This window comes from Bradyrhizobium nanningense (assembly GCF_004114535.1).
Taxonomy (GTDB): domain Bacteria; phylum Pseudomonadota; class Alphaproteobacteria; order Rhizobiales; family Xanthobacteraceae; genus Bradyrhizobium; species Bradyrhizobium nanningense.
The window spans coordinates 80,002-105,758 of sequence record NZ_LBJC01000019.1 but is presented as its reverse complement, the minus strand read 5'-3'; the positions used below and the strand labels follow the sequence as shown (position 1 = coordinate 105,758).

The window sequence follows — 25,757 nt, the reverse complement described above, 5'->3', positions numbered from 1 at the left end:
CGCTGCACATATTTTAATCCGCGGGAACCGAAAGAGCGATGCGCGGGAAACCCAAGAACATTTCGCTGCCGCGCCGGCTGATTTGCGACTTGATGCGCGCTTCGATGGATGTGCCATTCGTCTCGCTCTCCCGCTCGCTCAATATCCGCCCCCTGCTCGAGGCCCGTACGGGCGCGATGGCGCCCGCCGGCTGGGCCGCGATGTTCGTCAAGGCCTTCGCCCTGGTCGCCAGGGACGAGCCGATCCTGCGGACCGTCTACGCCAAATGGCCCCGTCCCATGCTCTACGAGCTGCCCAGCAGCGTGGCGCTGGTGGCCGTGGCCCGGGTCGAGGATGGCGAGGAATGCGTGATGCCGCAGCGAATCGCGGCCCCCGAGGCCATGGCGCTGGCCGCGGTCGATGCGGAGATCCGGCGCGCCAAGACGGCGCCGATCGAGGACGTCCCGATGTTCCGCAAGATCATGCGGGCGACCCGGCTGCCGCTGCCGCTGCGCCGCCTGTCCTGGGCGATCGGCCTGAATTTCGGCCGGCAGCGCGGCAATTGGTTCGGCAGCTTCGCGGTCAGCTCGGTGGCCGCCTATGGCGGCGGCGAGCTCCATCCGGTCACGCCGGGCCCCTTCATCGTCAGCTATGGGGTGGTCGAGCCCGACCAGACCATCCACGTCGTGATCCGCTGGGATCACCGGGTCACCGACGCCGCTCCGATCGCCCGGGTCCTGTCCCGGCTGGAACAGGTCCTGAACACTGAAATCGCTGCCGAATTGGGGACGGCCGGCCCAAAGTCCATCCGAGCGGTAAGGACCTGATTCCGGGGCCATTCGCATTGACAGCGAGCCCCAAACTCCCCTAAAAGCCGCCTGCTCGCGGGCCGATTTCGGCCCGCGAAGCGTTTCGCGACCCGTGGTCCTCTCCCTTAAGCTTTGGGGATCGGACCTGTCGGTGCCGGGATCTATCCCGTCACACAGGAGGGCGCGTTTCCTCAAACCATGCAACCGAAGAGGACGCGATGACTAAGCGCAGTGAGGCGAAGTACAAGATCGATCGCCGTATGGGCCAGAACATCTGGGGCCGCCCGAAGAGCCCCGTGAACCGTCGTGAATATGGTCCCGGCCAGCACGGCCAGCGCCGCAAGGGCAAGCTCTCCGACTTCGGCGTGCAGCTGCGCGCCAAGCAGAAGCTGAAGGGCTACTACGCCAACATCAGCGAGCGCCAGTTCCACGGCATCTATGTCGAGGCGAGCCGCCTCAAGGGTGACACCGGCGAGAACCTGATCGGCCTGCTCGAGCGTCGTCTCGACGCGGTCGTGTACCGCGCCAAGTTCGTCTCCACGATCTTTGCCGCGCGCCAGTTCATCAACCACGGCCACATCAAGGTGAACGGCCGCAAGGTCAACATCTCGAGCTACCAGCTCAAGCTCGGCGACGTGATCGAGGTCAAGGAAGCCTCCAAGCAGCTCGCCCATGTGCTCGAAGCCAGCCAGCTCCCCGAGCGCGACACGCCCGACTATCTCGAAGTCGACCACGGCAAGATGACCGCCAAGTACATCCGCATCCCCGGCCTCTCCGATGTGCCGTTCCCGGTGCAGATGGAGCCCCATCTGGTCGTCGAATTCTATTCGCGCTGATAGGCTCGGCAGAACGACGTTCAAAGGCCCCGGTTTTCCGGGGCCTTTTTGTTTGGTAGCGTATGATCAATGTCTCGCATGGACGACCAATCCGCCAACACTCTGCCTTCGGCAGCGCCAACCGACGCCGCGCTTCGAGCATGGGAAACCCTCTTCCGCGATGAGCAGATCTGCCGATATCAGGGACTGTTCGCTTTGCCTGATTGCAATATCTTCACAGCCGACGCGTCAGACGAAATCCTCCGCGCCGCACGACAGCGCGTCAGTCAACGTTCTCGTGGCTAGTACAAGTCATCAGAACGCGCACGCAATACGTCGCAATTGTTCGACTAGATGAAATGACGAGATCAGCCATGCTCTACACCCCTCCCCCCATCGATCCCAAGGCGCCGCCGGTGCGCATTAATCTGCTCTCGGACACGCAGACCAAGCCGACGGCAGGGATGCGCGAGGCGATGGCGCGCGCCGAGGTCGGTGACGAGCAGGTCGGCGACGATCCGACCGTGAATGCGCTGTGCGAGCGGGTAGCGAATCTGCTCGGCAAGGAGGCGGCGGTCTACATGCCCTCGGGCACCATGTGCAACGTCACCGCAACGCTGGTGCATTGCCGCCCCGGCGACGAGATCCTCGCGCACGAGACCGCGCACATCATCGCCCGCGAAGGCGGCGCGCATGCCGCGATCGGCGGCTTCCAGGTGACACAGCTGAAAGGCGAGGGCGGCCAGTTCACGCCGGAGACGTTCCGGAAAGCTCTGCATCCGCGCACGCGCTATCAGCCACCGCAGACCGCCGTCAGCGTCGAGCAGACCGCCAATATCGGCGGCGGCACGATCTGGAAGAAGGCAGCGCTCGACGAGATCGTCGCGATTGCCAAGCAGCACGGCCTCGTCACCCATATGGACGGCGCGCGCCTGCTCAACGCCACCGTCGCCAGCGGCATCTCCCCGCGCGACATGACCGCGGGCTGGGACTCGGCCTGGATCGACTTCTCCAAGGGCCTGGGAGCACCGATCGGCGGCGTGCTCGCGGGCTCGCGCGCCTTCATCGACGCGGTCTGGCAATGGAAGCAGCGCCTCGGCGGCTCGATGCGCCAGGCCGGCATCTGCGCCGCCGCCTGCATCTACGCGCTCGACCATCATGTCGATCGGCTTGCCGACGACCACGCCAATGCGCGCGCGCTCGCCCGCGGTCTGTCGCAGATTTCCGGCGTCGAGGTGCAGGAGCCCGAGACCAACCTCGTCTTCTTCAAGCCCGACGGCGCCGGAATTGCCGGCGACAAGATGGTCGCGGCGCTGCGCCAGCGCGGCGTGACGCTCGCGATGATGGATGGCCGCATCCGCGCCTGCACCCATCTCGACGTCAATGCGGTCCAGGTCGAGGAGACGATCGGATACGTGCGCGAGATCGTGCGCGGAGCGTAAGCTGAGAGTTCGTAGCCCGGTGAGCGCAGCGATACCCGGGACTTCGCGCGCAGCGATCCCGGATGTCGCTTCGCTCATCGGGGCTACAAACTGCCGCCGCTTCACCGCCCCATCGCCTGATAGATCAGCGTCTTCAACGCCAGTTGAATCCGGCCGCGTTGCGATGGGGTCTGCACCATGAAGATCCCGAGCAGATCGTCTTCGGGATCGATGAAGAAAAAGGTGCCGCCGACGCCGTCCCAGCGATATTCGCCCAGTGGCCATGATGTACCCGGCGGCACTGAGGTGCGCACGGCGAAGCCGAGGCCGAAGCCGGAACTGGCGCCCGGATAATAGTTCTGGTCGCGCGCGATGTTGGTTTCGGGACCAATATGATCCGAGGCCATCAATTGGATGGTCTCGGGTTTGAGATAGCGCCGACCGTCATACGTACCGCCATTGAGCAGCATCTGAGCGAACCGCGCATAGTCTCCGACCGTGCCGACCATGCCGGCGCCGCCCGATTCCCATATCGTCGGGCGTCTGATGTCACGCACCTGCGTCGTCGGGCTGATGTTGCGGTCCTGCGGCATCGGCTCGGCGATGCGCGGAAACCTGGCGGGGTCGGCAACGTAGAAGGCCGTCTCGGTCATGCCGAGCGGATCGAGCAGCCGTTCCTTTTCGAACTGGAGCAGCGTCTTGCCCGAGACCACCTCGACGACGCGGCCGAGCACGTCGGTGGCAAAGCCGTAGTCCCACACCGCGCCCGGCTGCTCGGCAAGCGGCAGCGTGGCGAGCTTCGCGACGAAATCGGCATTGGAAAGCTCGCTATTGAACAGGTCGGCCGCGGCATAAAGCTCGCGCACCGCGCTGCCGCCATAGGAACCGTAAGGCAGGCCGGCAGTATGGCGCAACAGGTCCTTGATTGTGACGGGACGCTCGAGCGGCTCCAGCGTCAGCGCGACCTTGTCCTCCTTGCCCCTCCTCTCGACGCCGACCTTCATATCGGCAAAGGCCGGAATGTACTTTGCGACGGGATCCTCGAGCGCGAGCCTGCCCTCCTCGACCAGCATCATCACCATGACTGACGTGATCGGCTTCGACATCGAATAGAGGCGGAAGATCGTGTCCGCACTCATCGACAGCTCGGTGGCAACGTCGCGAACACCGAAATTCGCATAATAGACCGGCTTGCCGTGTTGCTGCAGCAGCAGGACGGCGCCGGGGATCTTGCCGGTCGTGACCTCGTTCCTGATGTAGTCGGAGACCTTTGCGAGGCCCTCGGCTGAGAGCGTGCGGGCTGAGCGTTCCTCGGAGCCGGCCTTCGCACCGACCAGTCCGAGCAGAAGAACGAGCGCCGCGAGAAACGCGCGGCGCCCGCTCATGTCACTTCTCCATGGCTTCATAGACCAGCTGCTTCAAGGTCCGCTGCACCCGCTGGCGCTCGCTCGGGGTCTGCTCCAGCAGCACGAAGAACATGTCCTGCTTGGGATCAATCACGAAATAGCAGCCGGAAGCGCCATCCCACTTCAGTTCACCGAGATCGCCGGGTGGCGGCGGCTTGGCGTTGCCGGGATCGGTGCGGACCGCGAGCCCGAGGCCGAAGCCGAAGCCGTCGCCGGGAAAGTAGAAATAATCGCGATCGACGCCGGAGCCCGGGCCGATCTGGTCGGTCGTCATCAGCTTGAACGTCTCGGGCTTGAGAATGGTCTTGCCCTCCAGGCTGCCGCCATTGAGCAGCATCTGCGCGAAGCGCTGGTAATCGGCCATAGTCGTGACCATGCCACCGCTGGCAAACATGATCTTCTTGGCCACCGTCGGATCGTTGATGCGGCCGACGCGGAAATCGGCATCGTTCGGCACCGGCTGCGCCAGCAGCTTCTGCTTCTCGGGGACGGTGACGAAGAAGCCGGTGTCGACCATGCCGAGCGGATCGAGCAGCTTCTCGCGCATGATGTCGATCAGCGGCTTGCCCGCTGCGACCTCCATCACACGGGCCAGGATGTCGGTGGAATGGCCGTATTGCCAGAGCGCGCCCGGCTGGTTGTGCAGCGGCAGCTTGGCGATGCGCTCGGCGAACTCGGCGAGGTCGAAATCGCCGGCATAGATGTTGGCCTCGCGATAGGCCTTGCGGACCAGGCTATCGCCATAGAAGCCATAGGTGATGCCCGAGGTGTGCGTCATCAGGTCGTGCACCGTGATCGGCCGGTTGGGCGGCACCAGCTCGAGCGACTTGGTGCCGTCCTCGGCCTTCTTCTCGACGCCGACCTTCACATTGGCGAAGGACGGGATGTATTTCGAGACGGGATCATCGAGCTCGATCTTGCCGTCCTCGATCAATTGCATCGCGACGACAGAGGTGATTGCCTTGGTCATCGAGAACAGGCGGAAAATGGTCTTGTCGGTGATCGGCGCCTTGCTGACGACGTCCTGCACGCCGAAGGCTTCGTGATAGACCGACTTGCCATGCTGCTGGATCAGGACGGTTGCACCGGCGATCTTGCCGGTCGCGACCTCGTTCTTGAAGAACTCGCTCACCTTGGCGAGCTTGTCCTGGTTGAAATGCGCGCCGGCCGGAATCTCGTAGGTGCCTTCCGCCCGCGCCAGCGACATCGCGCCGAACGACATCAGCGCACCGCAGACGAGCGCGCGCAGTCCCGACTGTGAAATCATATCCCCTCCCCGGAACATGGTCCGGCGGAGTGTACCGACCGCGTGATCAGGCACAAGGGCCGCTGTGTTGCTCGATCGCCTCGGCATGCAGCCTGGCGCTCGGCTCGGAGAAACAGCAGAACACCACGCGAGCAAGGGACGGCGCGGCAGAGAGCCCTTCGATTGTCGTGCGCACGGCGATGTCGGCGGCCCGGTCGGCAGGGAAGCGGAAAATGCCGGTCGAAATCGCGGGGAATGCCACCGAGGTTAGTCCGTGCTTCCCACACAACTCCATCGAACGGCGATAGCAGGAGGCGAGCAGGTCATCCTCGCCCCGCGTGCCGCCATTCCAGACCGGCCCGACGGCGTGGATCACATGGGCAGCCTTGAGCCGGTAGCCTTTGGTGATCTTGGCGTCGCCCGTTTTGCAGCCGTGGAGCATACGGCATTCGGCGACCAGATCGGGGCCGGCCGCCCGATGTATCGCGCCGTCCACGCCGCCTCCGCCAAGGAGCGACGTGTTGGCGGCGTTGACGATGGCGTCAACGCCGAGGGTCGTGATGTCGGCAACAATGACGTCGAGCTCAGCACCGCCAATCCGGCGCGTCGGCACGGTCACGGATCAGGCGGCGACGACGACGCCCTTCTCGGAGAAGAGCTGCTGCAATTCGCCCGCCTGGAACATCTCGCGGACGATGTCGCAACCGCCGACGAACTCGCCCTTCACATAGAGCTGAGGGATGGTCGGCCAGTTGGAGAAGGTCTTGATGCCGTTGCGCAGTTCGGCGGATTCGAGGACGTTGAGGCCCTTATAACCGACGCCGATATGGTCGAGGATCTGGACGACCTGGCCGGAGAACCCGCACTGCGGAAATTGCGGCGTGCCCTTCATGAACAGAACCACGTCGTTCGACTTCACTTCGTTGGCGATGAATTCCTCAATGCTCATTTCCATGTCCTTCCGGGGCGGAGCCCTCACCAATCATCTCGGGCCGGCTCAGCCGATCTAACCCGATACCTGCCTATATATGTAGCGCAAACCGTTGTGCATCCAAAGTAAAATGGCGGCGACACGCCCCGGTGGCCGGTTTGACCCCAGCCGGGTCCATAGGCTGATGACATCAATATCATCGCCAGAGAGGACTTTCATACCGTAACGGAGCCCCTATCTAGGACGAACCTCGGTTTGGGAACCCGGCAACGCCAACAACGTTCTCTTGTCCTGTCTGGAGAAAAACGTGACGAAACAAGCCTCCGCTACGGCCATCGCCCCGCTTTCGTCACCGTCCGGTCAGGGCGATGTCGCCCAGAGGCTTCAGGACGCGTTCATTGCCGTCCGCAACGAGACCGAACGCCGGGCCGCCCCGCTCTCGCCGGAGGACCAGCAGATCCAGTCCATGCCGGATGCGAGCCCGACGAAATGGCATCGGGCGCATACCACCTGGTTCTGGGAGCAATTCCTCCTCGGCGAGCACGCTGCGGGCTATCGGCCCTTCCACCCCTATTTCGCGTTCCTGTTCAATTCCTATTACGTCAGCGCCGGCCCGCGTCATGCGCGCAATCATCGCGGCGACATCACCCGTCCCAGCGCCGATCAGGTCGGTGCTTATCGCAAATATGTCGATGCGGCCGTCGTCAAATTCTTCCGCGAGGCGGACGCGGACAAGCTTCGCGAGCTCGCGCCGCTGGTCGAGGTCGGGCTGAACCATGAGCAGCAGCATCAGGAATTGATGTTCACCGACATCCTGCACGCTTTTGCGCAGAACCCGGTCTATCCGGCCTACGACCCGGACTGGCGCTTTCCCTCCGCGACGCGCACCGGTGATGACTGGCTGCAACTCAACGAGGGTATCCACACGGTCGGCCATGTCGACGACAGTTTCCATTTCGACAATGAGAAGCCCGCGCATCGCGCCCTGGTCGGCCCGGTCAAGGTGGCGCGCAATCTCGTCACCAATGGCGAGTGGCTCGCCTTCATGCGCGACGGCGGCTATCGGCGTGCGACGCTGTGGCTGATGGACGGCTTCGCCGCGGCCAGCAAGGACGACTGGCAGGCTCCCGGCTATTGGCGCGAAGTCGATGGCGCATGGCAGGTCATGACGCTCGCCGGTCTCAAGCCGGTCGATCCCGACGCACCGGTCTGCCACGTCAGCTATTACGAGGCCGACGCCTTCGCGCGCTGGGCCGGAAAGCATCTGCCGACCGAAATGGAATGGGAGGTTGCGGCGCGCACAGGCCAGCTCAACGATGCCTTCGGCATCGTCTGGCAGTGGACGCGATCGTCCTACTCACCCTACCCCGGCTACCGCGCCATCGACGGCGCGCTCGGCGAGTACAACGGCAAGTTCATGGTCAACCAGCTGGTGCTGCGCGGCTCCTCGCTTGCAACTCCGGAAGACCACAGCCGTATCACTTATCGGAACTTCTTCTATCCGCACCACCGCTGGCAGTTCACGGGGCTGCGGCTCGCCGACTACGAATAAACATTATCCGACGACAAATGCGCGCCGGACAGCGCGTTCAGGAGAGTATCATGAATGTGCACGCCAGCGCTTTGGCCGAAGCCCATCTTCCCGACGAGCAGACCACCGCCTTCGCCCGTGAGGCGATCGAGGACCTCTCGCAGCAGCCGAAAAAGCTGTCGCCGAAATACTTTTATGACGCGACCGGATCGGAGCTGTTCGAGGCGATCACGAAGCTGCCGGAATATTATCCGACGCGCACCGAGCTTGCGATCCTGAAGGAGCGCGGCAACGAGATCGCAAGGATCATTCCGGAGCATGCGGCGCTGGTCGAGTTCGGCGCCGGCGCGACCACGAAGGTCCGCCTGTTGCTGAACCATTGCAAGTTCGCGGCTTATGTGCCCGTCGATATCTCCGGCGACTTCCTGAAGGCGCAGGCGAATGGCCTGAAGCGGGATTTTCCCTCGCTCGGCATTTACCCTGTCGCCGCCGATTTCACCACGCCGTTCGAGCTGCCCAAGCAGGTCGCGTCCATGCCGAAGGTCGGATTCTTCCCCGGCTCGACCATCGGCAATTTCGAGCCGCATGAGGCGCAGGCCTTTCTCAAGAGCGCGCGCAAGATTCTCGGCCGCGGCGCCCAGATGATCATCGGTGCCGATCTCGAAAAGGACGAGCGCGTGCTGCACGACGCCTACAACGATGCCGCCGGCGTCACCGCACGCTTCAACCTCAACGTTCTCGTGCGCATCAACCGCGAGCTCGGCGGCAATTTCGATCTGTCCGCCTTCACCCATCGCGCGATTTACAATCGCGAGCGGCACCGCATCGAGATGCACCTGATCAGCAGGAAGAGCCAGACCGTGCGTCTGCTCGGCACCAGCTTCTCGTTCCGCCCGGGCGAGAGCATCCACACCGAGAACAGCTACAAATACAGCATCGAGCGCTTTGCCGCTCTGGCGCAGGGTGCGGGCTGGCGCGTGCGCGAAAGCTGGACGGATGCGGCCAGGATGTTTTCGGTGCATGCTCTGGAGGTGGCGGAATAGGCCTCCGCGCCTACTCTTCCGGCTCCGACCCCAGCGATACCGACTCCCAGACCGCAACCACGATCATGATCGCCGTCGTCGCGACCGACAACCAGAGCGGCGAGAGGTCGGCTGCGAACCACCACAGCGCCAGCAGCAGAATGATGCCGATGCCGTGTGAGAGCTGGAGGAAGCCACGGATCGCGTGCTTGAACAGGATCGTGCCGACCAGGAACACCAGCGGACCGCCGATCGTGCTCACGATCGTCCTGATATCGGAGTGTCCGGTCGGGTGCTTCAGCACCAGTTCGTCCGACACGGCGGTCAGAATGATGCCGGCGATGATCGGCATGTGCAGATAGGTGTAGGCGAGCCGCGCCAGCCGGCCGGATTCGGTGGACTTCGAGATGCGTTTGGAGCCGGCCTCCGCCCCCTTGTGGAAATAGACCCACCACATCGCGATGGCGCCGACCAGCGCGGAGACGAAGGCCAGGATGTTGGACGCGGTCCATTCCAGCTCGGCAAAGGTCGCGCCGTTGACGACGACGGCTTCGCCGAGCGCGATGATGACGAAGAGAGAGCAGCGCTCGGCCATGTGGCCGCCTTCGACGGCCCAGGCCTCAATCGACGAGAAGCCCAGCTTCGGGACCCAGAAGCGAGCCGCCGGCGAGACGTATTCCCAGGTGACGGCCGCAATCCACAGCCATAGCCGTGTCTCGCCCTCGGACAGGCCGCCTGCGATCCACAACACCGCCGAGATCGAGAGCCAGGTCAGGATGCGGATCGCGTTGTGGCGCACCGCGGTCCGATGCCGCGGCGTTGCGAACAGCCAGAACGCCGTCCGCCCAAGCTGCATGGTTGCGTAGGCGATCGCAAACCACAGGCCCCGCCCCTCGAACGCGGTCGGGATCGTCGTCGACAGCACGAGGCCACCCAGCATCATCGCGAAGAGCAGGATGCGAACCGGCGTCAGCTCGGGATTGAGCCAGTTGGTGACCCAGGCGGTGTAGACCCACACCCACCACACCGCGAGAAACAGCACCGTGACCTGCACCGCGCCGAGCGGCGTGAAATGGTGCAGCAGCGTGTGCGACACCTGCGTGACGGCAAAGACGAAGACGAGGTCGAAGAACAGCTCGGCATTGGTGACGCGGCTGTGCTGGTCCGGCACGATGACGCGAAACATCGCGCCGCGAGGATTGTCCGCAGCCATCATCGTCCCCCGGTGACGCTGGTCAGATCAGGTGCCGGGTGCGCCAGGTACCCCGGTCTGCAGCGCCAGCGCGTGCAGGACGCCGCCCATCTGGCCGCGCAGGGACTGGTAGACGATCTGGTGCTGCTGGACGCGGGACTTGCCGCGGAAGGATTCCGAGATCACGGTCGCGGCATAGTGATCGCCGTCGCCGGCGAGGTCACGGATGGTCACCTCGGCATCGGGGATCGCCGCCTTGATCATCGCCTCGATATCGTGGGCGTCCATGGGCATTCGGGTCGTGCTCCTTGCTTCTAGTCAGTCTCGGCTCGAATCGCTGCCGGGGTCCCCTCGCCGGCAGGACCAAACTTAGCGTGAACGGCCTTCTGCGTCACGCCTTCCGGCACTATATCCCTGATCCCATCAGGATAAAGGCACGACGAAGTGCCGCGCGCGGCAGATCGATCGAAAAGGCGTGACATCATGAAGCTTCCAGGGCCGGACCACCCCATCACCATCACCCAAAATCCCCGGCGCGTCCGTGTGACCGCGGGCGACATCGTCATTGCCGAGACCGGCAAGGCGCTGACCCTGAAGGAGGCCAAATATCCGGCGGTGCAATATGTGCCGCGGGAGGACACCAATATGGCCCTGCTGGAGCGCACCGAGCGCACCACCCACTGCCCCTACAAGGGCGATGCGAGCTATTTTAGCGTCAAGGCCGGCGGCAAGACGCTCGAGAATGCGATCTGGACCTACGAGACGCCCTTCCCCGCGATGACCGAAATTTCCGGCCACCTCGCCTTCTATCCGGACAAGGTGAAGATCGAGGAAGTAGGGTAGCTGCTTCCGTCATGGCCGGGCATAACTGTCCGAAGAACGGCGTCGCTTACGCTCGCCTATGTCCCGGCCATCCACGTTCTTGGCCAATCGCGGGTACAGAAGAACGTGGATGCCCGGGCCTTCGCCTCGCCGAAGCGGCTTCGGCCGCGCAGGCGGGACAAGCCCGGGCATGACAACAGAGTGAGCTGATCCAGCCCCGGCTACGCCCTGAAGATCGTCAACCCCAGTATCAGCAGCACCAGGAAGATCACGACGAAGACGTAGAACAGGAAGCGGGCAATATCGGCGGAGGCGGCCGAGATGCCGGTGAAGCCGAGCACGCCGGCCACGATCGAAACCAGTAGAAAGATCAGCGCCCATTTCAGAATCGTCATCGCCAGCTCCGAAACTGATGCCGCTCGCCTGCGGCCCTCACGCCCTTTTTCGCGGATGCTAACTTCGTTGCGCGGAACTGGTTCCTAACCCTGTTCTGGCCGGAAGACCCGCTCAAACGAGGCTTGCTGAATCCGGTTCCCGGCGGCACAGTCCCGCCCGGGGAGCAGGAGCGCGGGGCGGCCATGACCACGATGTCACATTCAGCGACGATCGGCGCGGAAGCGCACGCCGCGCCGAAGAGCAAATCGCGCAATCTCTCGCTCGATCGCGCCCGCACCTTCCTGACGCTCGTGGTGCTGCTGCATCATGCGGTGATCCCCTACACCCATTTCGGTCACACCGATCCGGCCTCCTTTGCCGGTTTCGACATGATCGTGCTCGCCACCGACAGCTTCTTCATGGCGATGTTCTTCTTCCTGTCGGGCCTGTTCACCTGGCCCGGCATCGCGCGCAAGGCACCGTCGGTCTTTCTGCGCGACCGCCTGTTGCGGCTCGGGCTGCCGTTCGCGATCGCGGCCTTCACCGTCATCCCGCTCGCCTATTACGCCATCGCGCTGCGGGCCGAGCCCGAGCTGACCTTCGCGGCATTCTGGTGGAAGACGGTGACGGCGGGCCCGTGGCCGAGCGGCCCGATCTGGTTCGTGTGGGTGCTGCTCGCCTTCGATCTCACCGCGAGCCTGCTCTACCGCGTCTCGGCGCATCTGGTCGATCCGGTCAACCGCGTCTCGCTTCGCGGTTTCGAGCAACCGGCCGCGTTCTGGCTGGTGCTCGCCGCGATCAGCGGCCTCGTCTACGTGCCGGCGCTGGTCTGTTTCGGCGCCAACAAATGGTTCGAGTTCGGGCCGTTCTCGGTGCAGGCGAGCCGCATCCTGCTCTACTTCAGCTATTTCTTCATCGGCGCCAGCGTCGGCTCGGCGAACTTCGATCGCGGCATCCTCAGCGCCGACGGCCAGCTGCCGAAAAACCGCTGGCTATGGCTCGTCGTCACGCTGATCCCCTACGGCCTGATGTGGGGCATGATCTACATCAAGCGCGAAATCCTCGGCAATCCGGATCCGCTGCCGCACTGGTACCATGTGTTCTACGGCACCTTCCTGGTGCTGTTCTCGGCCTCGATCCTGTTCACGATCCTCGCCTTCTTCCTGCATTCGAAGGCGCCGGGGCCGACCCTGCTCGACCGCATGCAGGCGGATGCCTACGGCATCTTCCTGGTGCACTATCCGATCGCGCTGTGGATCCAGTATTGGCTGTTCGACTACACCCTGCCGGCGATCCTGAAGGCCGCGATCGGCTTCGTGCTCACGGTGATCCTGAGCTGGGGTCTGACGGCGGCATTGCGGAGGATTCCGGGGGCCTCGCACGTGTTGTGAGACCGAGCTCTTTCCGCGCGTCATTGCGAGGAGCTCGCGACAAAATTGCATAGCGATTTTGCGCTGATGCGACGAAGCAATCCAGACTGCCTCCTCGGTGAGACTCGGGACTGCTTCGCTTCGCTCGCAATGACGGGGTGTGTGGCAGCGCCTCAGGCCGCCTTGCCGCCCATATATTCCGGCAGCCAGCGCTCGTACGACGTCCGCAGCGTGTCGATCGCCACAGGCGCCTCGCCCGCGATTGTGATCGCATCGCCGCCGGTGGTGCCGATCCGCACGCAAGGCACCTCGCAGCCGCGCATCTTGGCAAGCACGCGGCCGGCTTCCGTTTCCGGCACGGTGACGATATAGCGCGCCTGGTCCTCGCCGAACCAATAGGCCTGCGAGACCAGCGACGTCGGCGCCGCCAGCAGTTTTGCGCCGATGCCGCCGGCCATCGCCATTTCGGCGAGCGCGATCAAGAGGCCGCCGTCCGACAGGTCGTGCACCGCAGTTGCGGTGCCGCCATGGATCATGCCGCGCACGCAATCGCCGTTGCGCTTCTCGGCAGCGAGATCGACCGGCGGCGGGGCGCCCTCCTCCCGGCCACAGATGTCGCGCAGGTAGACCGACTGGCCGAGCCAGCCATGGGTCTCACCGATCAGGAGGATCGCTTCGCCCTCGGCCTTGAAGGCGAGCGAAGCCGACTTGGTGAAATCGTCGAGCAGGCCGACGCCGCCGATCGAGGGTGTCGGCAGGATCGCACGGCCATTGGTCTCGTTGTAGAGCGAGACGTTGCCGGAGACGACCGGGAAGTCCAGCGTGCGGCAGGCTTCCGAGATGCCCTTCAAGCAGCCGACGAACTGGCCCATGATCTCGGGCCGCTCAGGGTTGCCGAAATTGAGATTGTCGGTGATCGCGAGCGGCTTGCCGCCGACCGCGGTGATGTTGCGCCAGGCTTCGGCGACGGCCTGCTTGCCGCCCTCGAACGGATCGGCCTCGCAGTAGCGCGGCGTCACGTCGACGGTGAGCGCGAGGCCCTTCGGCCCGTCCTCAACGCGCACCACGGCGGCATCGCCGCCGGGGCGCTGCATGGTGTTGCCGAGGATGACGTGGTCGTACTGCTCCCAGACCCAGCGCTTAGAGCACATGTCGGGCGTGCCGATCAGCTTCTCCAGCGCTAGCCCGAGGCTCATCGGCGCCGACACCTCGCGCGCATGCACGATCGGCAGCGCCGCGGAGGGAACGTGGGGGCGGTCATAGACCGGCGCCTCGTCGCCGAGCTCCTTGATCGGCAGGTCGGCCATGACGTCGCCGCCATGCTTGACCACGAAGCGCTTGCTCGGCGTGGTGTAGCCGACCACCGCGAAGTCGAGGCCCCACTTTTTGAAGATCGCCTCGGCTTCCTTCTCCTTCTCGGGCTTGAGCACCATGAGCATGCGCTCCTGGCTCTCCGAGAGCATCATCTCGTAGGCGCTCATCCCGGTCTCGCGGGTCGGTACCGCATCGAGATCGAGGTCGACGCCGAGATCGCCCTTGGCGCCCATCTCGACTGCCGAGCAGGTCAGGCCGGCCGCCCCCATATCCTGGATCGCAATGACGCAGCCCTTCTCCATGATCTCGAGGCAGGCTTCCAGCAGCAGCTTTTCGGCGAAGGGATCGCCGACCTGCACCGTCGGACGCTTCTCCTCGGACTTGTCGTCGAACTCGGCCGAGGCCATCGAGGCGCCGTGGATGCCGTCGCGGCCGGTCTTGGAGCCCAAGTACACGATCGGCATGTTCACGCCGGAGGCCGCCGCATAGAATATCTTGTCGGCATCGGCGAGGCCGACCGCCATCGCGTTGACGAGGATGTTGCCGTCATAGCGGGTGTGGAAGCGCACCTGGCCGCCGACCGTCGGCACGCCGAACGAATTGCCGTAGCCGCCGACACCTGCAACCACGCCGGAGACCAGATGTCGGGTCTTGGCGTGCTCGGGCGCGCCGAAGCTCAGCGCATTGAGACACGCGATCGGGCGCGCGCCCATGGTGAAGACGTCGCGCAAAATGCCGCCGACGCCGGTGGTCGCGCCCTGGTAGGGCTCGATATAGCTCGGATGGTTGTGGCTCTCCATCTTGAAGACCACGGCCTGGCCGTCGCCGATGTCGATCACGCCGGCATTCTCGCCGGGGCCCTGGATCACCCAGGGCGCATTCGTCGGCAGGCCGCGCAGATGGATACGCGAGGATTTGTACGAGCAATGCTCGTTCCACATCGCCGAGAAGATGCCGAGCTCGGTGAAGGTCGGCTCCCGCCCGATCAGCTTCAGGATGCGCTCATACTCGTCGGGCTTGAGCCCGTGGGCGGCAACCAGTTCGGGGGTGATCTTGGGTTCGTTCTTCATGGATTCGGGGCTTTCGGCGGCGTTTGGCCGTTCTTAGGAAGATCGGAGGGCCGGGAAAAGCCCTTTATGGCGCATTTTCCCGCTGTCCCACGTTTTGCAGGCGGGGACGGCGGGAACAGGAATTGCACGGCGCCGACGGATCGGATTTAAGGGCTCAAGACCCGCAATTGAAGGCCCATTTCCTTGCACGAATTGACCAAAGCGCCGCCGCCTCGCCGCCCCGACCTCCACATCGCCACCGAGGGCGAATTTGTGGGCTGGCGGACCTGGATTCGCGACAGTTTTGAGGCCCATGTCGGCCCGTTCTGGCACCGGATCGAGGCGGACGGCAGCGTCCGCAGCGCCTTCCGGGTCGAGAAGAAGCACCTCAACGGCTCCGGGAACGTCCATGGCGGCTGCTACATGGCCTTCGCCGATTACTCCCTGTTTGCGATCGCCACCCATGTCCTGGACAGCCGGGCGGTGACGACCAACTTCGCCTGCGAATTCCTCGACGCGGCACGGGAGGGCGAGCTGATCGAATGTACCGGCGAGGTCACCCGCGCCGGGGGCTCGCTGATCTTCCTGCGCGGCAAGATGACGTCGGGGGACCGGGTGCTGCTGACCTTTTCCGGCACGATCAAGCGGATGAAGCGGAAGGCGCTCCCTCAGCCAAACGCATAGCTCGGTGCCTTCCCTTTTCGCGCGCCCTCGCCCAGACTTCCCAGCAGGCGCTTTTGGCGTCGGGGAGCAGGAACAAGGTGCCGCAGAGCACATCGGAGGCAGGGCGCACGGCGGCGTCCGCATCGGCGCCGTTGCCATCCGTCGCCACCGGGGCACGCAACTGGCGCGACTATGCGCTGCTGCTCGCGCTCGCCTGCTGCTGGAGCTCGACCTATCCGCTGGCCAAGCTCGCGCTTCCCACCATCCCGCCCATCACCTTCATCTCGGCACGCTCGCTGATCGCAGCCGCCTTCCTGTTCGCCATCCTGTGGATGCGCGGCGTCAAGGTCCCGACCGACGCCAAGGCGTGGAAGCTGTTCGCGACCCAGCAATTGATCAACTCGACCTTCCCGTTCCTGATCATCACCTGGTCGCAGCAATATGTGCCGGCGTCGAACACGGTGGTGCTGGCCTCGACGACGCCGATCTTCGCCTTCCTGATCACCTTGCTGATCACGCGGCACGAACCGGCAACGCTGCTCAAGCTCGCCGGTGCGATCCTCGGCCTTGCCGGAACCATCGCCATCGTCGGCCTCGATGCGCTACGTGGCCTCAGTAGCGAGATCGTCGCGGAGATCGCGATCCTGCTCGCCACCATCTCCTTTGCCTGCGCGACGATCTTCGGTCTGCGCCTGTCCGACTACGACCCCATGGTGGTGGCCGCCGGCTCGCTGCTGTTCGGCGGCATCATCCTGCTGCCGCCATCGCTGATCATCGACCAGCCCTGGACGCTGCACCCGACCCCGACGGCGATCGTTGCCACCATCGTCATGGGCATCGTCTCGAGCGCGCTGGGATTGATGCTGTTCTACGTCTGCCTCGGCCGGCTCGGCACGCTGACCACGAACGCGCAAGGCTATCTGCGCATCCCGATCGGCGTCGGCCTGTCAGTGCTGCTGCTCGGCGAGAGCGTGCCGTCGAACCTGGCGCTGGGGCTGCTGCTGGTCATGGCCGGCGTTGCGGCCATGACGGTGCCGGCGGAGCGGCTAAAGCTGCGCTAGCTACTACTTGGCGTCATCCGCCAGCATCTTCCGATATTTTTCCACGTCGCGCGTCACGAGCTTCTGCAACACTTCCGGCGCGTGCTCGTTGGCATCGGGCGCGACGGTCGAGAGATCGGCAAGGCGCTTCTTCACCGCGTCGGTCTCCACCGCCGTGCGCGCGGCGGCGTTCAGCTTGGCGATCACGGCCGGCGGCGTGCCCTTGGGCGCGAACAGGCCGTTCCAGCCCTGCGCCTCGAACTCGGGCAGGCCCGCTTCCGCAGAGGTCGGCAGATCGGGCAGCGTGGCGAGGCGCACGGTCGAGCCGACCACCAGACCCTTCACCAGCTTCTCGTTGATCGACTGCGAGACGGAAGCCGCCGCGTCGCAGACGCCGTCGATCTGGCTGCCGACGGCATCGGTCAGCGCAGGCGCGGCACCGCGATAGCCGACCAGCGTCGCGTCGATCCCGGCGGCGGTGACGAAGCTCTTGCAGATCAAATAGTTCGAGGAGCCGACGCCGGCATGACCGAGATTGATCTTGCCCGGATTGGCCTTGGCGTAGGCGATGAACTCCTTGAGGTCCTTCGCCGGAAAGTCCTTGCGCAGCGCGATGATGCCGAACGTCTTCGCCACCATGGCGATCGGCACGAAGGACTCAGGCGTGAACGGCAGTTTTGGATAGATCGTGTAGGTCGCGGCATTGGTGCCGGCATTGCCGATCGCAATGGTGTAGCCGTCGGGCTCGGCGCGGGAGGCGCGCGCCAGCGCGGTCGAGCCGCCGGCGCCGGCGACGTTCTCGATCACGATGGTCTGGCCGAGCGCGATGCCCATCTGCTCGGCCACCGCGCGCGCGATCACGTCCGAGGTGCCGCCGGCCGCGAACGGCACGATCATGGTGATCGGACGCTTGGGATAGTCCTGGGCGAACGCGGCCGTCGCGAAAACCACGGCGGCGACAGCGACCGACAGCCGCTTCAGCGCGAACGAGATCACGCGGCCTTTTCCAGATGCTGAACGAGGCCGGCGAACAGGCCGCGGCCGTCGGTGCAGCCCATGATGTCTTCGACGTGGTTTTCCGGATGCGGCATCATGCCGAGCACGTTGCCCTTGTCGTTGACGATGCCGGCGATCGAATGCGCCGCGCCGTTGATGTTGTTGAAATCGTCGACTTCGCCGGCGGCGGAGCAATAGCGATAGAGCACCCGCCCCTCGCCTTCGAGCCGCTTGATGGTCTCCTCATCCGCCTCGTAATTGCCCTCGCCATGGGCAACCGGCACCCGGATCACCTGCCCGGCATTGTAGCCGCGGGTGAACGGCGTGTCGGAGCGCTCGACGCGCAGGTGCACGTCGCGGCAGATGAATTTCAGCCGCGCATTACGCATCAGGACACCCGGCAGCAGGCCGGACTCGCAGAGGATCTGAAAACCGTTGCAGACGCCGAGCACGAGGCCGCCCTTGGCCGCGTAGTCGCGCACCGCGTCCATCACCGGCGCGCGCGCCGCGATGGCGCCACAGCGCAAATAATCGCCATAGGAAAAGCCGCCCGGCACCACCACGAGGTCAGTCCCCGCAGGCAGCGACGTCTCGGCGTGCCACACCATCGCCGGCTCGCTGCCGGAGATCAGCTTCAGCGCGCGCGCCATGTCGCGCTCGCGGTTGATTCCGGGAAAGACGAGGATGGCGGCTTTCATGACAGAGGTTCCGACGGTGACGGGAATCGGGCTGGCCAACAGGCCATTTCGTGAAGAGACATAACCATTTGACGGGGATTTTACCAGTGCTAGCCTCGGCAGAAGGCCTTGTACACAGGCCATGCACATTGGCCGGCGGCACGCCGTTCGGCCGTTCGATTGCCCGGGATTGAAGCCATGAACGTCCCGTCGCTGCCCGCCTCCCTCGCCGAGCCGGTCTCCACCGAGGGCGTCGTTGCGGCCGGCGCCTATGTCGACGGCCGGCGCGTTGCCAATGTCGCGATCAGCGAGGCCTCGAGCTGGCGCGCCAAGCCCGGCCACGTGGTCTGGATCGGCCTACATGAGCCCGACATGGCGCTGCTCAGCGCGGTGCAGAAGCAGTTCGACCTGCACGAGCTCGCGATCGAGGACGCCAACCACGCCCATCAGCGGCCGAAGATCGAGCAATATGGCGAGGCACTGTTCATCGTGGCGCGCACCGCGCAATTGATCGAGGGCCGCATCGCCTTCGGCGAGACCCACATCTTCGTCGGCGAAGGCTATCTGGTCTCGGTGCGCCACGGCGCTTCGACCTCCTACAAGCCGGTGCGCGAGCGTTGCGAAAGCTGCCCGCGGGCGCTGGCCCGCGGCGAGGATTACATCCTCTACGCCATCCTCGATTTCATCGTCGACAATTACTCGCCCGTGCTCGAGAGCATCCACGAAGAGGTCGAGGGCATCGAGGATGACGTACTGTCCAAGCCGATCAGCAAGGCCCAGATCGAGCGGCTCTACATGCTGCGCCGCGACCTGTTACGGCTGCGCAACGCGATCGGGCCGCTGGTGGAAGTCTGCCGCCGGCTGGAGCATGACGAGCTGGCGATGGTGCGGCAGGCCATGCAGCCGCTGTTCCGCGACGTCACCGACCACGTCCGCAACATTCAGGAGCGCATCGATTCCATGCGCGAGGTGTTGGCGTTCGCGTTCGAGGCGAGCCTTTTGGTCGGCCAGGCGCAGGAGACGGCCGTGTCCAAGAAGCTCGCCTCCTGGCTTGCGATCATCGCGATCCCAACCGCGCTCGCCGGCATCTACGGCATGAACTTCAAGCACATGCCGGAGCTGGAATGGGAGTACGGCTACTTCATGCTGCTCGGCGTGATGCTGACGGCATGCGGGGCGCTGTATTGGCGGTTTCGGCGGGCGGGGTGGCTGTGAGCGAAACGTTCAGCCCACGACGCCGTGACTGCTAGACCCTCATGGTGAGGAGGCGCGCAAGCGCCGTCTCGAACCATGCAGGCCCATCTCTTGCGCATCGGCCTTCATCCTTCGAGACGCGCGCGAAGGGCGCGCTCCTCAGGACAGATCAGACGATCTCCACCCGATAATTCTCGATCACGGTGTTCGCCAGCAGCTTGTCCGCAGCTTCCTTCAGCGCGGCTTCGGCCTTGGCCTTGTCGGCGCCGGCGAGCTCGATGTCGAACACTTTGCCCTGGCGGACGCTGGCGACGCCGTCGACGCCGAGCGACTTCAGTGCGCCTTCGATGGCCTTGCCTTGCGGATCGAGAATGCCCGTCTTCAGGGTAACGGTGACACGTGCCTTCACGTCAAAATCCCTTCAGCTCTTCACCAGCACCGGGCCGGAGCCCTGCGGACGCTCGTTCTCCATGAGGATGCCGAGGCGCTTTGCAACTTCGGTATAGGCCTCGAGCAGACCGCCGAGGTCCCTGCGGAAACGATCCTTGTCGAGCTTCTCGTTCGACTTGATGTCCCACAGCCGGCAGCTGTCCGGCGAGATCTCGTCGGCGACGATGATGCGCATCATCTCGTTCTCGAACAGGCGGCCACACTCCATCTTGAAGTCGACGAGGCGGATGCCGATGCCGAGGAAGAGGCCGGTGAGGAAGTCGTTGACACGGATGGCGAGCGCCATGATGTCGTCGATCTCCTGGGGCGTCGCCCAGCCGAAGGCGGTGATGTGCTCTTCCGACACCATGGGGTCGTTGAGCTGGTCGTTCTTGTAATAGAATTCGATGATCGAGCGGGGCAGCTGGGTGCCCTCCTCGATACCGAGACGCTGCGACAGCGAGCCGGCGGCGACGTTCCGTACCACCACCTCGAGCGGCACGATCTCGACCTCGCGAATCAACTGCTCGCGCATGTTGAGGCGGCGGATGAAATGGGTCGGCACCCCGATGTCGTTGAGGTGCTGAAACAGGTACTCCGAGATCCGGTTGTTGAGGACGCCCTTGCCCTCGATCACCTGATGCTTTTTCGCATTGAACGCGGTGGCGTCGTCCTTGAAATGCTGGATCAGGGTACCGGGCTCCGGGCCTTCATAGAGAACCTTTGCCTTGCCTTCATAAATGCGACGCCGACGGCTCATGGGGATGTACCGTGTTTTGTTGAAATCCATGTATTTGGTGTGCTCCGATTACTAGGATTTATGACCCACAGCGGAGCTGCCGTGAACGGCCCGGAACCCGAGGAAACAGAACGGGAACTGGACCTTCAGGCAACCTATCCGATTGGCTGTCCAAGCACAATCGATCCGGCCGTCCGGCGCCAACTTATACCACCTTGCCTGCGGCTTAACGGCCCGTTGTTTTGCCGATTCGTGCTAGCTATGTAGGCATGCAGCCGGGCCGCCGCAACGGAAGGCTCCCGCGCCATTCAGCAGGGGATTTGGAACAAGGCATGAGCGAAATCAACAAGCGCGAGGAAGGCTTTGAGAAGAAGTTCGCCCTCGACGAGGAGCAGAAATTCAAGGCCGAGGCCCGCCGCAACCGGCTGCTCGGACTGTGGGCGGCCGAAAAGCTCGGCATGTCAGGTGATGCCGCCACCGCCTATGCCAAGGAAGTGGTCGCGGCCGACTTCGAGGAGGCCGGCGATGCCGACGTCCTGCGCAAGCTGACGGCCGATTTCGCCGCCAAGAACGTTAACGTCACCGAGCAGGCGATTCGCGCCAAGATGAGCGAGCTGCTCGCGGTCGCGGCCGCCGAGGTGAAGGCGGGGAAATAGGGTCCGCGCGCGTCTCCACACACCGTCATTCCGGGACGGTCCGAGAGGGCCGAGCTATGGTGCGATTGCGCACCTGAGAATCTCGAGATTCCGGATCGCCGCTGACGCGGCGTCCGGAATGCCCCCAAACCTCACTCCTCCTTGAAGCCGTATTCCGGCACGTTACCGCTGGCGCCGTAATATTTGTACGGCAGGAACTTGCCGCTCATGGTGATCTTGACGCGGTCGCCCTTCGGGTTGGGCAAGCGCTCCATCACCATGTCGAAATCGATCGCCGACATGATGCCGTCGCCGTACTCCTCCTCGATCAAGGCCTTCCAGGCCGGGCCGTTCACCATCACCAATTCATAGAAGCGATAGATCAGGGGGTCAGTCGGGGGCATGGTCATGCCGCGCATCGGCGTCTCGTTCAGCATGGCGACTTCCGCCTTCGACAGGCCGAACAGCTCGCCGGCATTGGCGGCCTGCGGCTTGGTCAATTTCATCTGGCCGAGGATGGCGCCTGTTATCAGCACCTCGGAATAACCGCCGATCTTGTCGCAGATGTGCTTCCAGCTCCAGCCCTTCTCGCGCTTGATGTCGAGCAGCTTTTCGGTGAGGTCTTCGCGTTTCATGTCGGTCTCCTTGGTTTATTCGTCATGCCCGGGCTTGTCCCGGCCATGACGTCTCCCGTGACGGCTCCGGTTTGGCATCAGATGCGATCGTCAGCCCGGGCTTGCCGATCTGCACCAGCGGCACGTTACGCGGATCGTGACCGGGCGTCTCGGCGGCAAAGGTCTTGCTGCGCGTCACCAGGAAATCGATGATGTGGTTGCGCAGCGCGTAGTAGAGCGGATGGCGGTGCAGATCGGTGCGGCCGCGATCCCGCGGCAGCGGATTCTCAACGACCTCCGCGAGCACCGCGCCGGGCCCGTTGGTCATCAGGAAGATCTTGTCGGCGAGATAGATCGCCTCGTCGACGTCATGGGTGATCATGAACGCGGTCTGCCCGGTCTCAAGGCAAATGCGCCGGACCTCGTCCTGCAGCGTGCCGCGCGTCAATGCGTCCAGCGCCGAGAACGGCTCGTCCATCAGCATCATTTTCGGCGTGATCGACAACGCCCGCGCGATGCCGACGCGCTGCTTCATGCCCCCCGATAATTCCGAGGGCCGCTTGTGCTCGGAGCCGGTGAGACCGACGAGATCGATGAAGGTCTGCGCGTGCGCCTTGACCTTGGCGCGATCCCAGCTCCGCCATTTCGAGCTGACGGCGTAGGCGACGTTGCCAAGCACGGTGCGCCAGGGCAACAGCGCATGGCTCTGGAAGATCACCGCGCGGTCGAGGCTGGTGCCGGAAATCGCCTGCCCGTCGACGATGACGGCGCCTTCGCTTGGCACATCGAGGCCGGCGAGGATGTTCAGCACCGTGGTCTTGCCGCAGCCGGAATGGCCGATCACGCAAGCAAATTCGCCCCGCGCCATCGACAGCCACAAATTTTCGAACACGGTGGTCGTGGCGCCATCCGCGCCGGGATAGCGCTTCGCGATGGCTTCGATGGAGATGAATTTGTCGGACACGGCGCCTACTCCGGAAACGTGACCATGCGCGTGAAGCGCGCGAGGATCTGGTCGAGCAGCATGCCGATGATTCCGATCAGGAGGATCGCGATGATGACGTTGGTGATCGACAAATTATTCCACTCGTTCCAGACGAAATAGCCGATGCCGGTGCCGCCGACGAGCATCTCGGCGGCGACGATGACGAGCCAGGCGATGCCGATCGAGATGCGCATGCCGGTCAGGATCGTCGGCGCCGCCGCTGGCAGGATCACGGTGAAGGCCCGCCTGACGGTGCCGACCTCCAGCGTGCGCGCGACGTGGATCCATTCCTTGCGCACGCCGGCGACGCCGAACACGGTGTTGAGCAGCATCGGCCAGATCGAGCAGATGAAGATGACGAAGATCGCGGAAATCGAGGAATCCTTGATCGTGTAGAGCGCGAGCGGCATCCAGGCCAGCGGCGAGATCGGCTTGAGCACCTGGATGAAGGGGTCGAGCGCCTTGCTCAGCAGCGGCGACATGCCGATCAAGAAGCCGAGCGGGATCGCGACCAGCACGGCCAGCAGATAGCCGGTGCCGACGCGCGCGATGGAATAAGCGAGCTGGATGCCGAGGCCCTTGTCGTTCGGCCCGTTGTCGTAGAACGGACGCTTGAGATGCTCCCACAGCTTGGCGCCGACATCGAGCGGCCCGGGCATGGCGGACTTGCCTTGCGTCGCGGTCAGGCCCATCAGCTTGGCATATTCCGGGCTCATCGTCGTCGTGGTGCCGGTCGAGCGCGTGGCGAGATGCCAGACGCCGAGAAACGCGACGAGCAGCGAGATCGAAACGAGGGCGGCGCGGAGACGGAGGGAGGATGTCATTGCGCGAGACCTCTCCACATGTCGTCCCGGCGAACGCCGGGACCCATAACCCCAGGGAGAAGTTTGAAGACTCGTTGTTCGGTGCTCCTACCGATCAAATTCGATGGGTTCCGCGGTATGGGTCCCGGCGTTCGCCGGGACGACGACGACGAGAGAGCGCCGCCCATCACGCCCCCTTCCTGATCTTGAAGCTCGCCAGATAGTCCTCAGGTTTGGCCGGATCGAAAGTCTTGCCCATCACCGCGAAGGATTTGTAGGCGCTCGCGGGTGGCGACAGGCCCATCTCGGTCATCAACTTCTTGGTGTCGGTCGCCAGATACACCTGCTCGGCGACCGCCTTGTAGTCGACGTCGCCCTTGATCTGGCCCCAGCGCTTCATCTGGGTCAGCATCCACACCGCAAAGGACTGCCAGGGGAACGGATCGAAATCGACGCGCTTGGCGTCGGTCTTCACCCCGCCGAGTCCGTCGGCGTAGGTGCCGGTCAGCACCTGCTCCAGCACCGTGACCGGCGCGTTGATGTAATTGGCCGGCGCGATGGCTTCCGCGATCTGCTTGCGGTTCTCCGCCTTGGACGCGTAAGCCGTCGCATCGACGATGGCGCGCGTCAGCGCCGCAAAGCTGTTCGGCGCGCTTGTGATGAACTCACGGCTGGCGGCAAAGCTGCAGCAGGGATGCCCGTCCCAGATCTCCTTCGACAGCAGGTGCATGAAGCCGACGCCGTCATAGATCGCGCGCTGGCAGACGTTGTCGGGCGCGAGGAAGCCGTCGATGTTGTCGGCGCGGAGGTTCGCTACCATCTCCGGCGGCGGTACCGAGCGCAGCTGCACGTCGGTATCGGGGTCGAGACCGTGTTCGGCGAGATAATAGCGCAAGAGGTAATTGTGCATGGAATAGTCGAAGGGGATGGCGAACTTCATTCCCTTCCAGTCCTTGGGATCGCGCTTGTCCTTGTGCTTGGCCGCCAGCACGATGCCCTGCCCGTTGATGTTCTCGATCGCTGGCACCGCGAACGGAATCGCGTTGGCGCCAAGGCCAAGCGAGATCGCGATCGGCATCGGCGCCAGCATGTGGGCGGCGTCGTATTCCTTGTTGATGGTCTTGTCGCGGATCACGGCCCAGCCGGCGGTCTTGACCACCTCGACGTTGAGCCCGTGCTTGGCATAGAAGCCGAGCGGGGCTGCCATGATGATGGGCGTCGCGCAGGTGATCGGGATGAACCCGACCTTGAGATCCTTTTTCTCGGGTGTGCCGGCCTGGGCAAAGACTTCGGTCGCCGTCTTCAACGGGAAGAACTGCGACAGCGCCGCCAGAGCTGTCGAGGCACCGACCGACTTCAGGAACGCGCGCCGCGCCACGTCCTGCGGAAACATCGCGCGCATCACAGCGGAGGCGACGACGCCCTCGTAGCGCTTCTCTTCGCTCTCGACCGGTTCGCAGCGCAGCGCTTTCGCCTGCTCGTGCTCTGCAGCAGAACGATGCTGGCCGCAGGCACAGCCGCCTCGAAGGTTGCGATCGGGATCAAACGGGTTGTCGAACGTGGACATCGGCCCTCCTGCGCGTCGTTGCGAGAAGGAATTACGCAAGGAGCATGCCACCGCTGCCCGGACGTGGAGTGCTTTGATGATGCTGCACTTTCCTCCGCGCTTGGCGACTACGAAAACTCGTGATAAACGACAT

The 25,757-nt window shown here is 64.1% G+C and carries 27 protein-coding genes; 11 read left to right on the top strand and 16 right to left on the bottom strand.

Annotation, left to right across the window (positions count from 1 at the left end):
- Nucleotides 1–38: 38 nt before the first annotated feature.
- The 3 genes from XH84_RS12120 (at nucleotide 39) to XH84_RS12110 (ending at nucleotide 3,045) form a co-directional block, all read left to right on the top strand.
- Nucleotides 39–806, top strand: a complete 768-nt coding sequence (locus XH84_RS12120; RefSeq protein ID WP_128920840.1) for an acyltransferase — start codon at nucleotides 39–41, stop codon at nucleotides 804–806.
- A 200-nt stretch (nucleotides 807–1,006) separates the two neighbouring features.
- A complete protein-coding gene (rpsD, locus tag XH84_RS12115; RefSeq protein ID WP_128920839.1) occupies nucleotides 1,007–1,624 on the top strand; it encodes a 30S ribosomal protein S4 in 618 nt (205 codons plus the stop codon).
- 353 nt (nucleotides 1,625–1,977) lie between these two features.
- Nucleotides 1,978–3,045: a threonine aldolase family protein gene (locus XH84_RS12110; protein ID WP_164936435.1), complete on the top strand. Its 1,068-nt coding sequence runs from the start codon at nucleotides 1,978–1,980 to the stop codon at nucleotides 3,043–3,045.
- A 101-nt stretch (nucleotides 3,046–3,146) separates the two neighbouring features.
- Here the strand turns inward: XH84_RS12110 and XH84_RS12105 are convergent, their stop codons facing one another.
- Genes XH84_RS12105 through grxD form a run of 4 tightly spaced genes read right to left on the bottom strand, consistent with a single transcriptional unit; the run spans nucleotide 3,147 to nucleotide 6,625 of the window.
- Nucleotides 3,147–4,409 (bottom strand): serine hydrolase domain-containing protein, encoded by a 1,263-nt coding sequence (locus tag XH84_RS12105; protein ID WP_164936434.1) that lies wholly within the window; start codon nucleotides 4,407–4,409, stop codon nucleotides 3,147–3,149.
- Between the two features lies 1 nt (nucleotide 4,410).
- A complete protein-coding gene (locus XH84_RS12100; RefSeq protein ID WP_164936433.1) occupies nucleotides 4,411–5,697 on the bottom strand; it encodes a serine hydrolase domain-containing protein in 1,287 nt (428 codons plus the stop codon).
- Nucleotides 5,698–5,743: 46 nt separating this feature from the next.
- On the bottom strand, nucleotides 5,744–6,295 hold the full coding sequence (locus XH84_RS12095) for an O-acetyl-ADP-ribose deacetylase (RefSeq protein WP_128920835.1): 552 nt from the start codon (nucleotides 6,293–6,295) through the stop codon (nucleotides 5,744–5,746).
- 3 nt (nucleotides 6,296–6,298) lie between these two features.
- Complete coding sequence (gene grxD / locus XH84_RS12090) at nucleotides 6,299–6,625, bottom strand: Grx4 family monothiol glutaredoxin (RefSeq protein ID WP_181769420.1); 327 nt, start codon at nucleotides 6,623–6,625, stop codon at nucleotides 6,299–6,301.
- A gap of 289 nt (nucleotides 6,626–6,914) precedes the next feature.
- Here grxD and egtB point away from each other — a divergent pair, with 289 nt between their 5' ends.
- Together egtB and egtD are read left to right on the top strand one after the other, a co-directional pair.
- Nucleotides 6,915–8,159, top strand: a complete 1,245-nt coding sequence (gene egtB, locus XH84_RS12085; RefSeq protein WP_128920833.1) for an ergothioneine biosynthesis protein EgtB — start codon at nucleotides 6,915–6,917, stop codon at nucleotides 8,157–8,159.
- A gap of 50 nt (nucleotides 8,160–8,209) precedes the next feature.
- Nucleotides 8,210–9,181: an L-histidine N(alpha)-methyltransferase gene (egtD, locus tag XH84_RS12080; RefSeq protein ID WP_164936431.1), complete on the top strand. Its 972-nt coding sequence runs from the start codon at nucleotides 8,210–8,212 to the stop codon at nucleotides 9,179–9,181.
- 10 nt (nucleotides 9,182–9,191) lie between these two features.
- Here egtD and XH84_RS12075 read toward each other — a convergent pair whose 3' ends face one another.
- Together XH84_RS12075 and XH84_RS12070 are read right to left on the bottom strand one after the other, a co-directional pair.
- The gene (locus XH84_RS12075) at nucleotides 9,192–10,373 is read right to left on the bottom strand and encodes a low temperature requirement protein A (protein WP_164936430.1); all 1,182 of its coding nucleotides are present in this window, start codon (nucleotides 10,371–10,373) and stop codon (nucleotides 9,192–9,194) included.
- Nucleotides 10,374–10,400: 27 nt separating this feature from the next.
- Nucleotides 10,401–10,646 (bottom strand): BolA family protein, encoded by a 246-nt coding sequence (locus XH84_RS12070; protein WP_128920830.1) that lies wholly within the window; start codon nucleotides 10,644–10,646, stop codon nucleotides 10,401–10,403.
- 189 nt (nucleotides 10,647–10,835) lie between these two features.
- On the opposite strand from XH84_RS12070, the gene XH84_RS12065 reads away from it, so the two are divergent.
- On the top strand, nucleotides 10,836–11,195 hold the full coding sequence (locus XH84_RS12065; RefSeq protein ID WP_128920829.1) for a DUF427 domain-containing protein: 360 nt from the start codon (nucleotides 10,836–10,838) through the stop codon (nucleotides 11,193–11,195).
- 200 nt (nucleotides 11,196–11,395) lie between these two features.
- On the opposite strand, the gene XH84_RS12060 is transcribed toward XH84_RS12065, so the two are convergent.
- A complete protein-coding gene (locus tag XH84_RS12060) occupies nucleotides 11,396–11,569 on the bottom strand; it encodes a DUF1328 domain-containing protein (protein WP_007612121.1) in 174 nt (57 codons plus the stop codon).
- Between the two features lie 183 nt (nucleotides 11,570–11,752).
- Here XH84_RS12060 and XH84_RS12055 point away from each other — a divergent pair, with 183 nt between their 5' ends.
- The gene (locus XH84_RS12055) at nucleotides 11,753–12,940 is read left to right on the top strand and encodes an acyltransferase family protein (RefSeq protein ID WP_128920828.1); all 1,188 of its coding nucleotides are present in this window, start codon (nucleotides 11,753–11,755) and stop codon (nucleotides 12,938–12,940) included.
- A 152-nt stretch (nucleotides 12,941–13,092) separates the two neighbouring features.
- Here XH84_RS12055 and purL read toward each other — a convergent pair whose 3' ends face one another.
- Entirely contained in the window at nucleotides 13,093–15,303 is a 2,211-nt protein-coding gene (gene purL / locus XH84_RS12050) for a phosphoribosylformylglycinamidine synthase subunit PurL (RefSeq protein WP_128920827.1), read from the bottom strand.
- 183 nt (nucleotides 15,304–15,486) lie between these two features.
- Between purL and XH84_RS12045 the strand changes: the two genes are divergently transcribed.
- Nucleotides 15,487–15,966, top strand: a complete 480-nt coding sequence (locus XH84_RS12045; RefSeq protein ID WP_164936429.1) for a PaaI family thioesterase — start codon at nucleotides 15,487–15,489, stop codon at nucleotides 15,964–15,966.
- Nucleotides 15,967–16,043: 77 nt separating this feature from the next.
- Complete coding sequence (locus XH84_RS12040; RefSeq protein WP_128920826.1) at nucleotides 16,044–17,006, top strand: DMT family transporter; 963 nt, start codon at nucleotides 16,044–16,046, stop codon at nucleotides 17,004–17,006.
- Nucleotides 17,007–17,009: 3 nt separating this feature from the next.
- Here the strand turns inward: XH84_RS12040 and XH84_RS12035 are convergent, their stop codons facing one another.
- Both XH84_RS12035 and purQ read right to left on the bottom strand, forming a co-directional pair.
- Nucleotides 17,010–17,981, bottom strand: a complete 972-nt coding sequence (locus tag XH84_RS12035; protein WP_128920825.1) for a tripartite tricarboxylate transporter substrate binding protein BugD — start codon at nucleotides 17,979–17,981, stop codon at nucleotides 17,010–17,012.
- Nucleotides 17,978–18,679: a phosphoribosylformylglycinamidine synthase subunit PurQ gene (gene purQ, locus XH84_RS12030; RefSeq protein ID WP_128920824.1), complete on the bottom strand. Its 702-nt coding sequence runs from the start codon at nucleotides 18,677–18,679 to the stop codon at nucleotides 17,978–17,980. Before purQ ends, XH84_RS12035 begins: the two co-directional genes overlap by 4 nt.
- Before the next feature lie 177 nt (nucleotides 18,680–18,856).
- On the opposite strand from purQ, the gene XH84_RS12025 reads away from it, so the two are divergent.
- Entirely contained in the window at nucleotides 18,857–19,873 is a 1,017-nt protein-coding gene (locus tag XH84_RS12025) for a magnesium and cobalt transport protein CorA (protein WP_128920823.1), read from the top strand.
- Between the two features lie 148 nt (nucleotides 19,874–20,021).
- Here XH84_RS12025 and purS read toward each other — a convergent pair whose 3' ends face one another.
- Nucleotides 20,022–20,261 (bottom strand): phosphoribosylformylglycinamidine synthase subunit PurS, encoded by a 240-nt coding sequence (purS, locus tag XH84_RS12020; RefSeq protein WP_014494125.1) that lies wholly within the window; start codon nucleotides 20,259–20,261, stop codon nucleotides 20,022–20,024.
- A gap of 12 nt (nucleotides 20,262–20,273) precedes the next feature.
- Nucleotides 20,274–21,041 carry a phosphoribosylaminoimidazolesuccinocarboxamide synthase gene (gene purC / locus XH84_RS12015; protein ID WP_173015815.1) on the bottom strand — a complete coding sequence of 256 codons (768 nt, stop codon included), beginning with the start codon at nucleotides 21,039–21,041 and terminating at the stop codon, nucleotides 20,274–20,276.
- A gap of 311 nt (nucleotides 21,042–21,352) precedes the next feature.
- Between purC and XH84_RS12010 the strand changes: the two genes are divergently transcribed.
- Nucleotides 21,353–21,676 carry a DUF1476 domain-containing protein gene (locus tag XH84_RS12010; RefSeq protein WP_128920822.1) on the top strand — a complete coding sequence of 108 codons (324 nt, stop codon included), beginning with the start codon at nucleotides 21,353–21,355 and terminating at the stop codon, nucleotides 21,674–21,676.
- A gap of 131 nt (nucleotides 21,677–21,807) precedes the next feature.
- Here the strand turns inward: XH84_RS12010 and cynS are convergent, their stop codons facing one another.
- The 4 genes from cynS to XH84_RS11985 form a co-directional block, all read right to left on the bottom strand.
- The gene (cynS, locus tag XH84_RS12005; RefSeq protein ID WP_128920821.1) at nucleotides 21,808–22,290 is read right to left on the bottom strand and encodes a cyanase; all 483 of its coding nucleotides are present in this window, start codon (nucleotides 22,288–22,290) and stop codon (nucleotides 21,808–21,810) included.
- Nucleotides 22,291–22,312: 22 nt separating this feature from the next.
- Nucleotides 22,313–23,233, bottom strand: coding sequence for an ABC transporter ATP-binding protein (locus XH84_RS12000; RefSeq protein ID WP_128920820.1), 921 nt, complete (start codon nucleotides 23,231–23,233; stop codon nucleotides 22,313–22,315).
- A 5-nt stretch (nucleotides 23,234–23,238) separates the two neighbouring features.
- A complete protein-coding gene (gene ntrB / locus XH84_RS11995) occupies nucleotides 23,239–24,078 on the bottom strand; it encodes a nitrate ABC transporter permease (protein WP_128920819.1) in 840 nt (279 codons plus the stop codon).
- A 166-nt stretch (nucleotides 24,079–24,244) separates the two neighbouring features.
- Nucleotides 24,245–25,624, bottom strand: coding sequence for a CmpA/NrtA family ABC transporter substrate-binding protein (locus XH84_RS11985; RefSeq protein WP_128920818.1), 1,380 nt, complete (start codon nucleotides 25,622–25,624; stop codon nucleotides 24,245–24,247).
- Nucleotides 25,625–25,757: the final 133 nt, after the last annotated feature.

What these genes read in the sequence shown, in the direction of transcription:
- cynS (WP_128920821.1), bottom strand. Translation starts at nt 22,290, where the DNA reads ATGAAACGCGAAGACCTCACCGAAAAGCTGCTCGACATCAAGCGCGAG.
- XH84_RS12060 (WP_007612121.1), bottom strand. Translation starts at nt 11,569, where the DNA reads ATGACGATTCTGAAATGGGCGCTGATCTTTCTACTGGTTTCGATCGTG.
- XH84_RS12010 (WP_128920822.1), top strand. Translation starts at nt 21,353, where the DNA reads ATGAGCGAAATCAACAAGCGCGAGGAAGGCTTTGAGAAGAAGTTCGCC.
- rpsD (WP_128920839.1), top strand. Translation starts at nt 1,007, where the DNA reads ATGACTAAGCGCAGTGAGGCGAAGTACAAGATCGATCGCCGTATGGGC.
- XH84_RS12105 (WP_164936434.1), bottom strand. Translation starts at nt 4,409, where the DNA reads ATGAGCGGGCGCCGCGCGTTTCTCGCGGCGCTCGTTCTTCTGCTCGGA.
- XH84_RS12075 (WP_164936430.1), bottom strand. Translation starts at nt 10,373, where the DNA reads ATGGCTGCGGACAATCCTCGCGGCGCGATGTTTCGCGTCATCGTGCCG.
- XH84_RS12065 (WP_128920829.1), top strand. Translation starts at nt 10,836, where the DNA reads ATGAAGCTTCCAGGGCCGGACCACCCCATCACCATCACCCAAAATCCC.
- XH84_RS12110 (WP_164936435.1), top strand. Translation starts at nt 1,978, where the DNA reads ATGCTCTACACCCCTCCCCCCATCGATCCCAAGGCGCCGCCGGTGCGC.
- ntrB (WP_128920819.1), bottom strand. Translation starts at nt 24,078, where the DNA reads ATGACATCCTCCCTCCGTCTCCGCGCCGCCCTCGTTTCGATCTCGCTG.
- purQ (WP_128920824.1), bottom strand. Translation starts at nt 18,679, where the DNA reads ATGAAAGCCGCCATCCTCGTCTTTCCCGGAATCAACCGCGAGCGCGAC.
- XH84_RS12100 (WP_164936433.1), bottom strand. Translation starts at nt 5,697, where the DNA reads ATGATTTCACAGTCGGGACTGCGCGCGCTCGTCTGCGGTGCGCTGATG.
- XH84_RS12025 (WP_128920823.1), top strand. Translation starts at nt 18,857, where the DNA reads ATGAACGTCCCGTCGCTGCCCGCCTCCCTCGCCGAGCCGGTCTCCACC.
- egtD (WP_164936431.1), top strand. Translation starts at nt 8,210, where the DNA reads ATGAATGTGCACGCCAGCGCTTTGGCCGAAGCCCATCTTCCCGACGAG.
- grxD (WP_181769420.1), bottom strand. Translation starts at nt 6,625, where the DNA reads ATGAGCATTGAGGAATTCATCGCCAACGAAGTGAAGTCGAACGACGTG.
- XH84_RS12070 (WP_128920830.1), bottom strand. Translation starts at nt 10,646, where the DNA reads ATGCCCATGGACGCCCACGATATCGAGGCGATGATCAAGGCGGCGATC.
- XH84_RS12055 (WP_128920828.1), top strand. Translation starts at nt 11,753, where the DNA reads ATGACCACGATGTCACATTCAGCGACGATCGGCGCGGAAGCGCACGCC.
- XH84_RS11985 (WP_128920818.1), bottom strand. Translation starts at nt 25,624, where the DNA reads ATGTCCACGTTCGACAACCCGTTTGATCCCGATCGCAACCTTCGAGGC.
- XH84_RS12120 (WP_128920840.1), top strand. Translation starts at nt 39, where the DNA reads ATGCGCGGGAAACCCAAGAACATTTCGCTGCCGCGCCGGCTGATTTGC.
- purL (WP_128920827.1), bottom strand. Translation starts at nt 15,303, where the DNA reads ATGAAGAACGAACCCAAGATCACCCCCGAACTGGTTGCCGCCCACGGG.
- purC (WP_173015815.1), bottom strand. Translation starts at nt 21,041, where the DNA reads ATGAGCCGTCGGCGTCGCATTTATGAAGGCAAGGCAAAGGTTCTCTAT.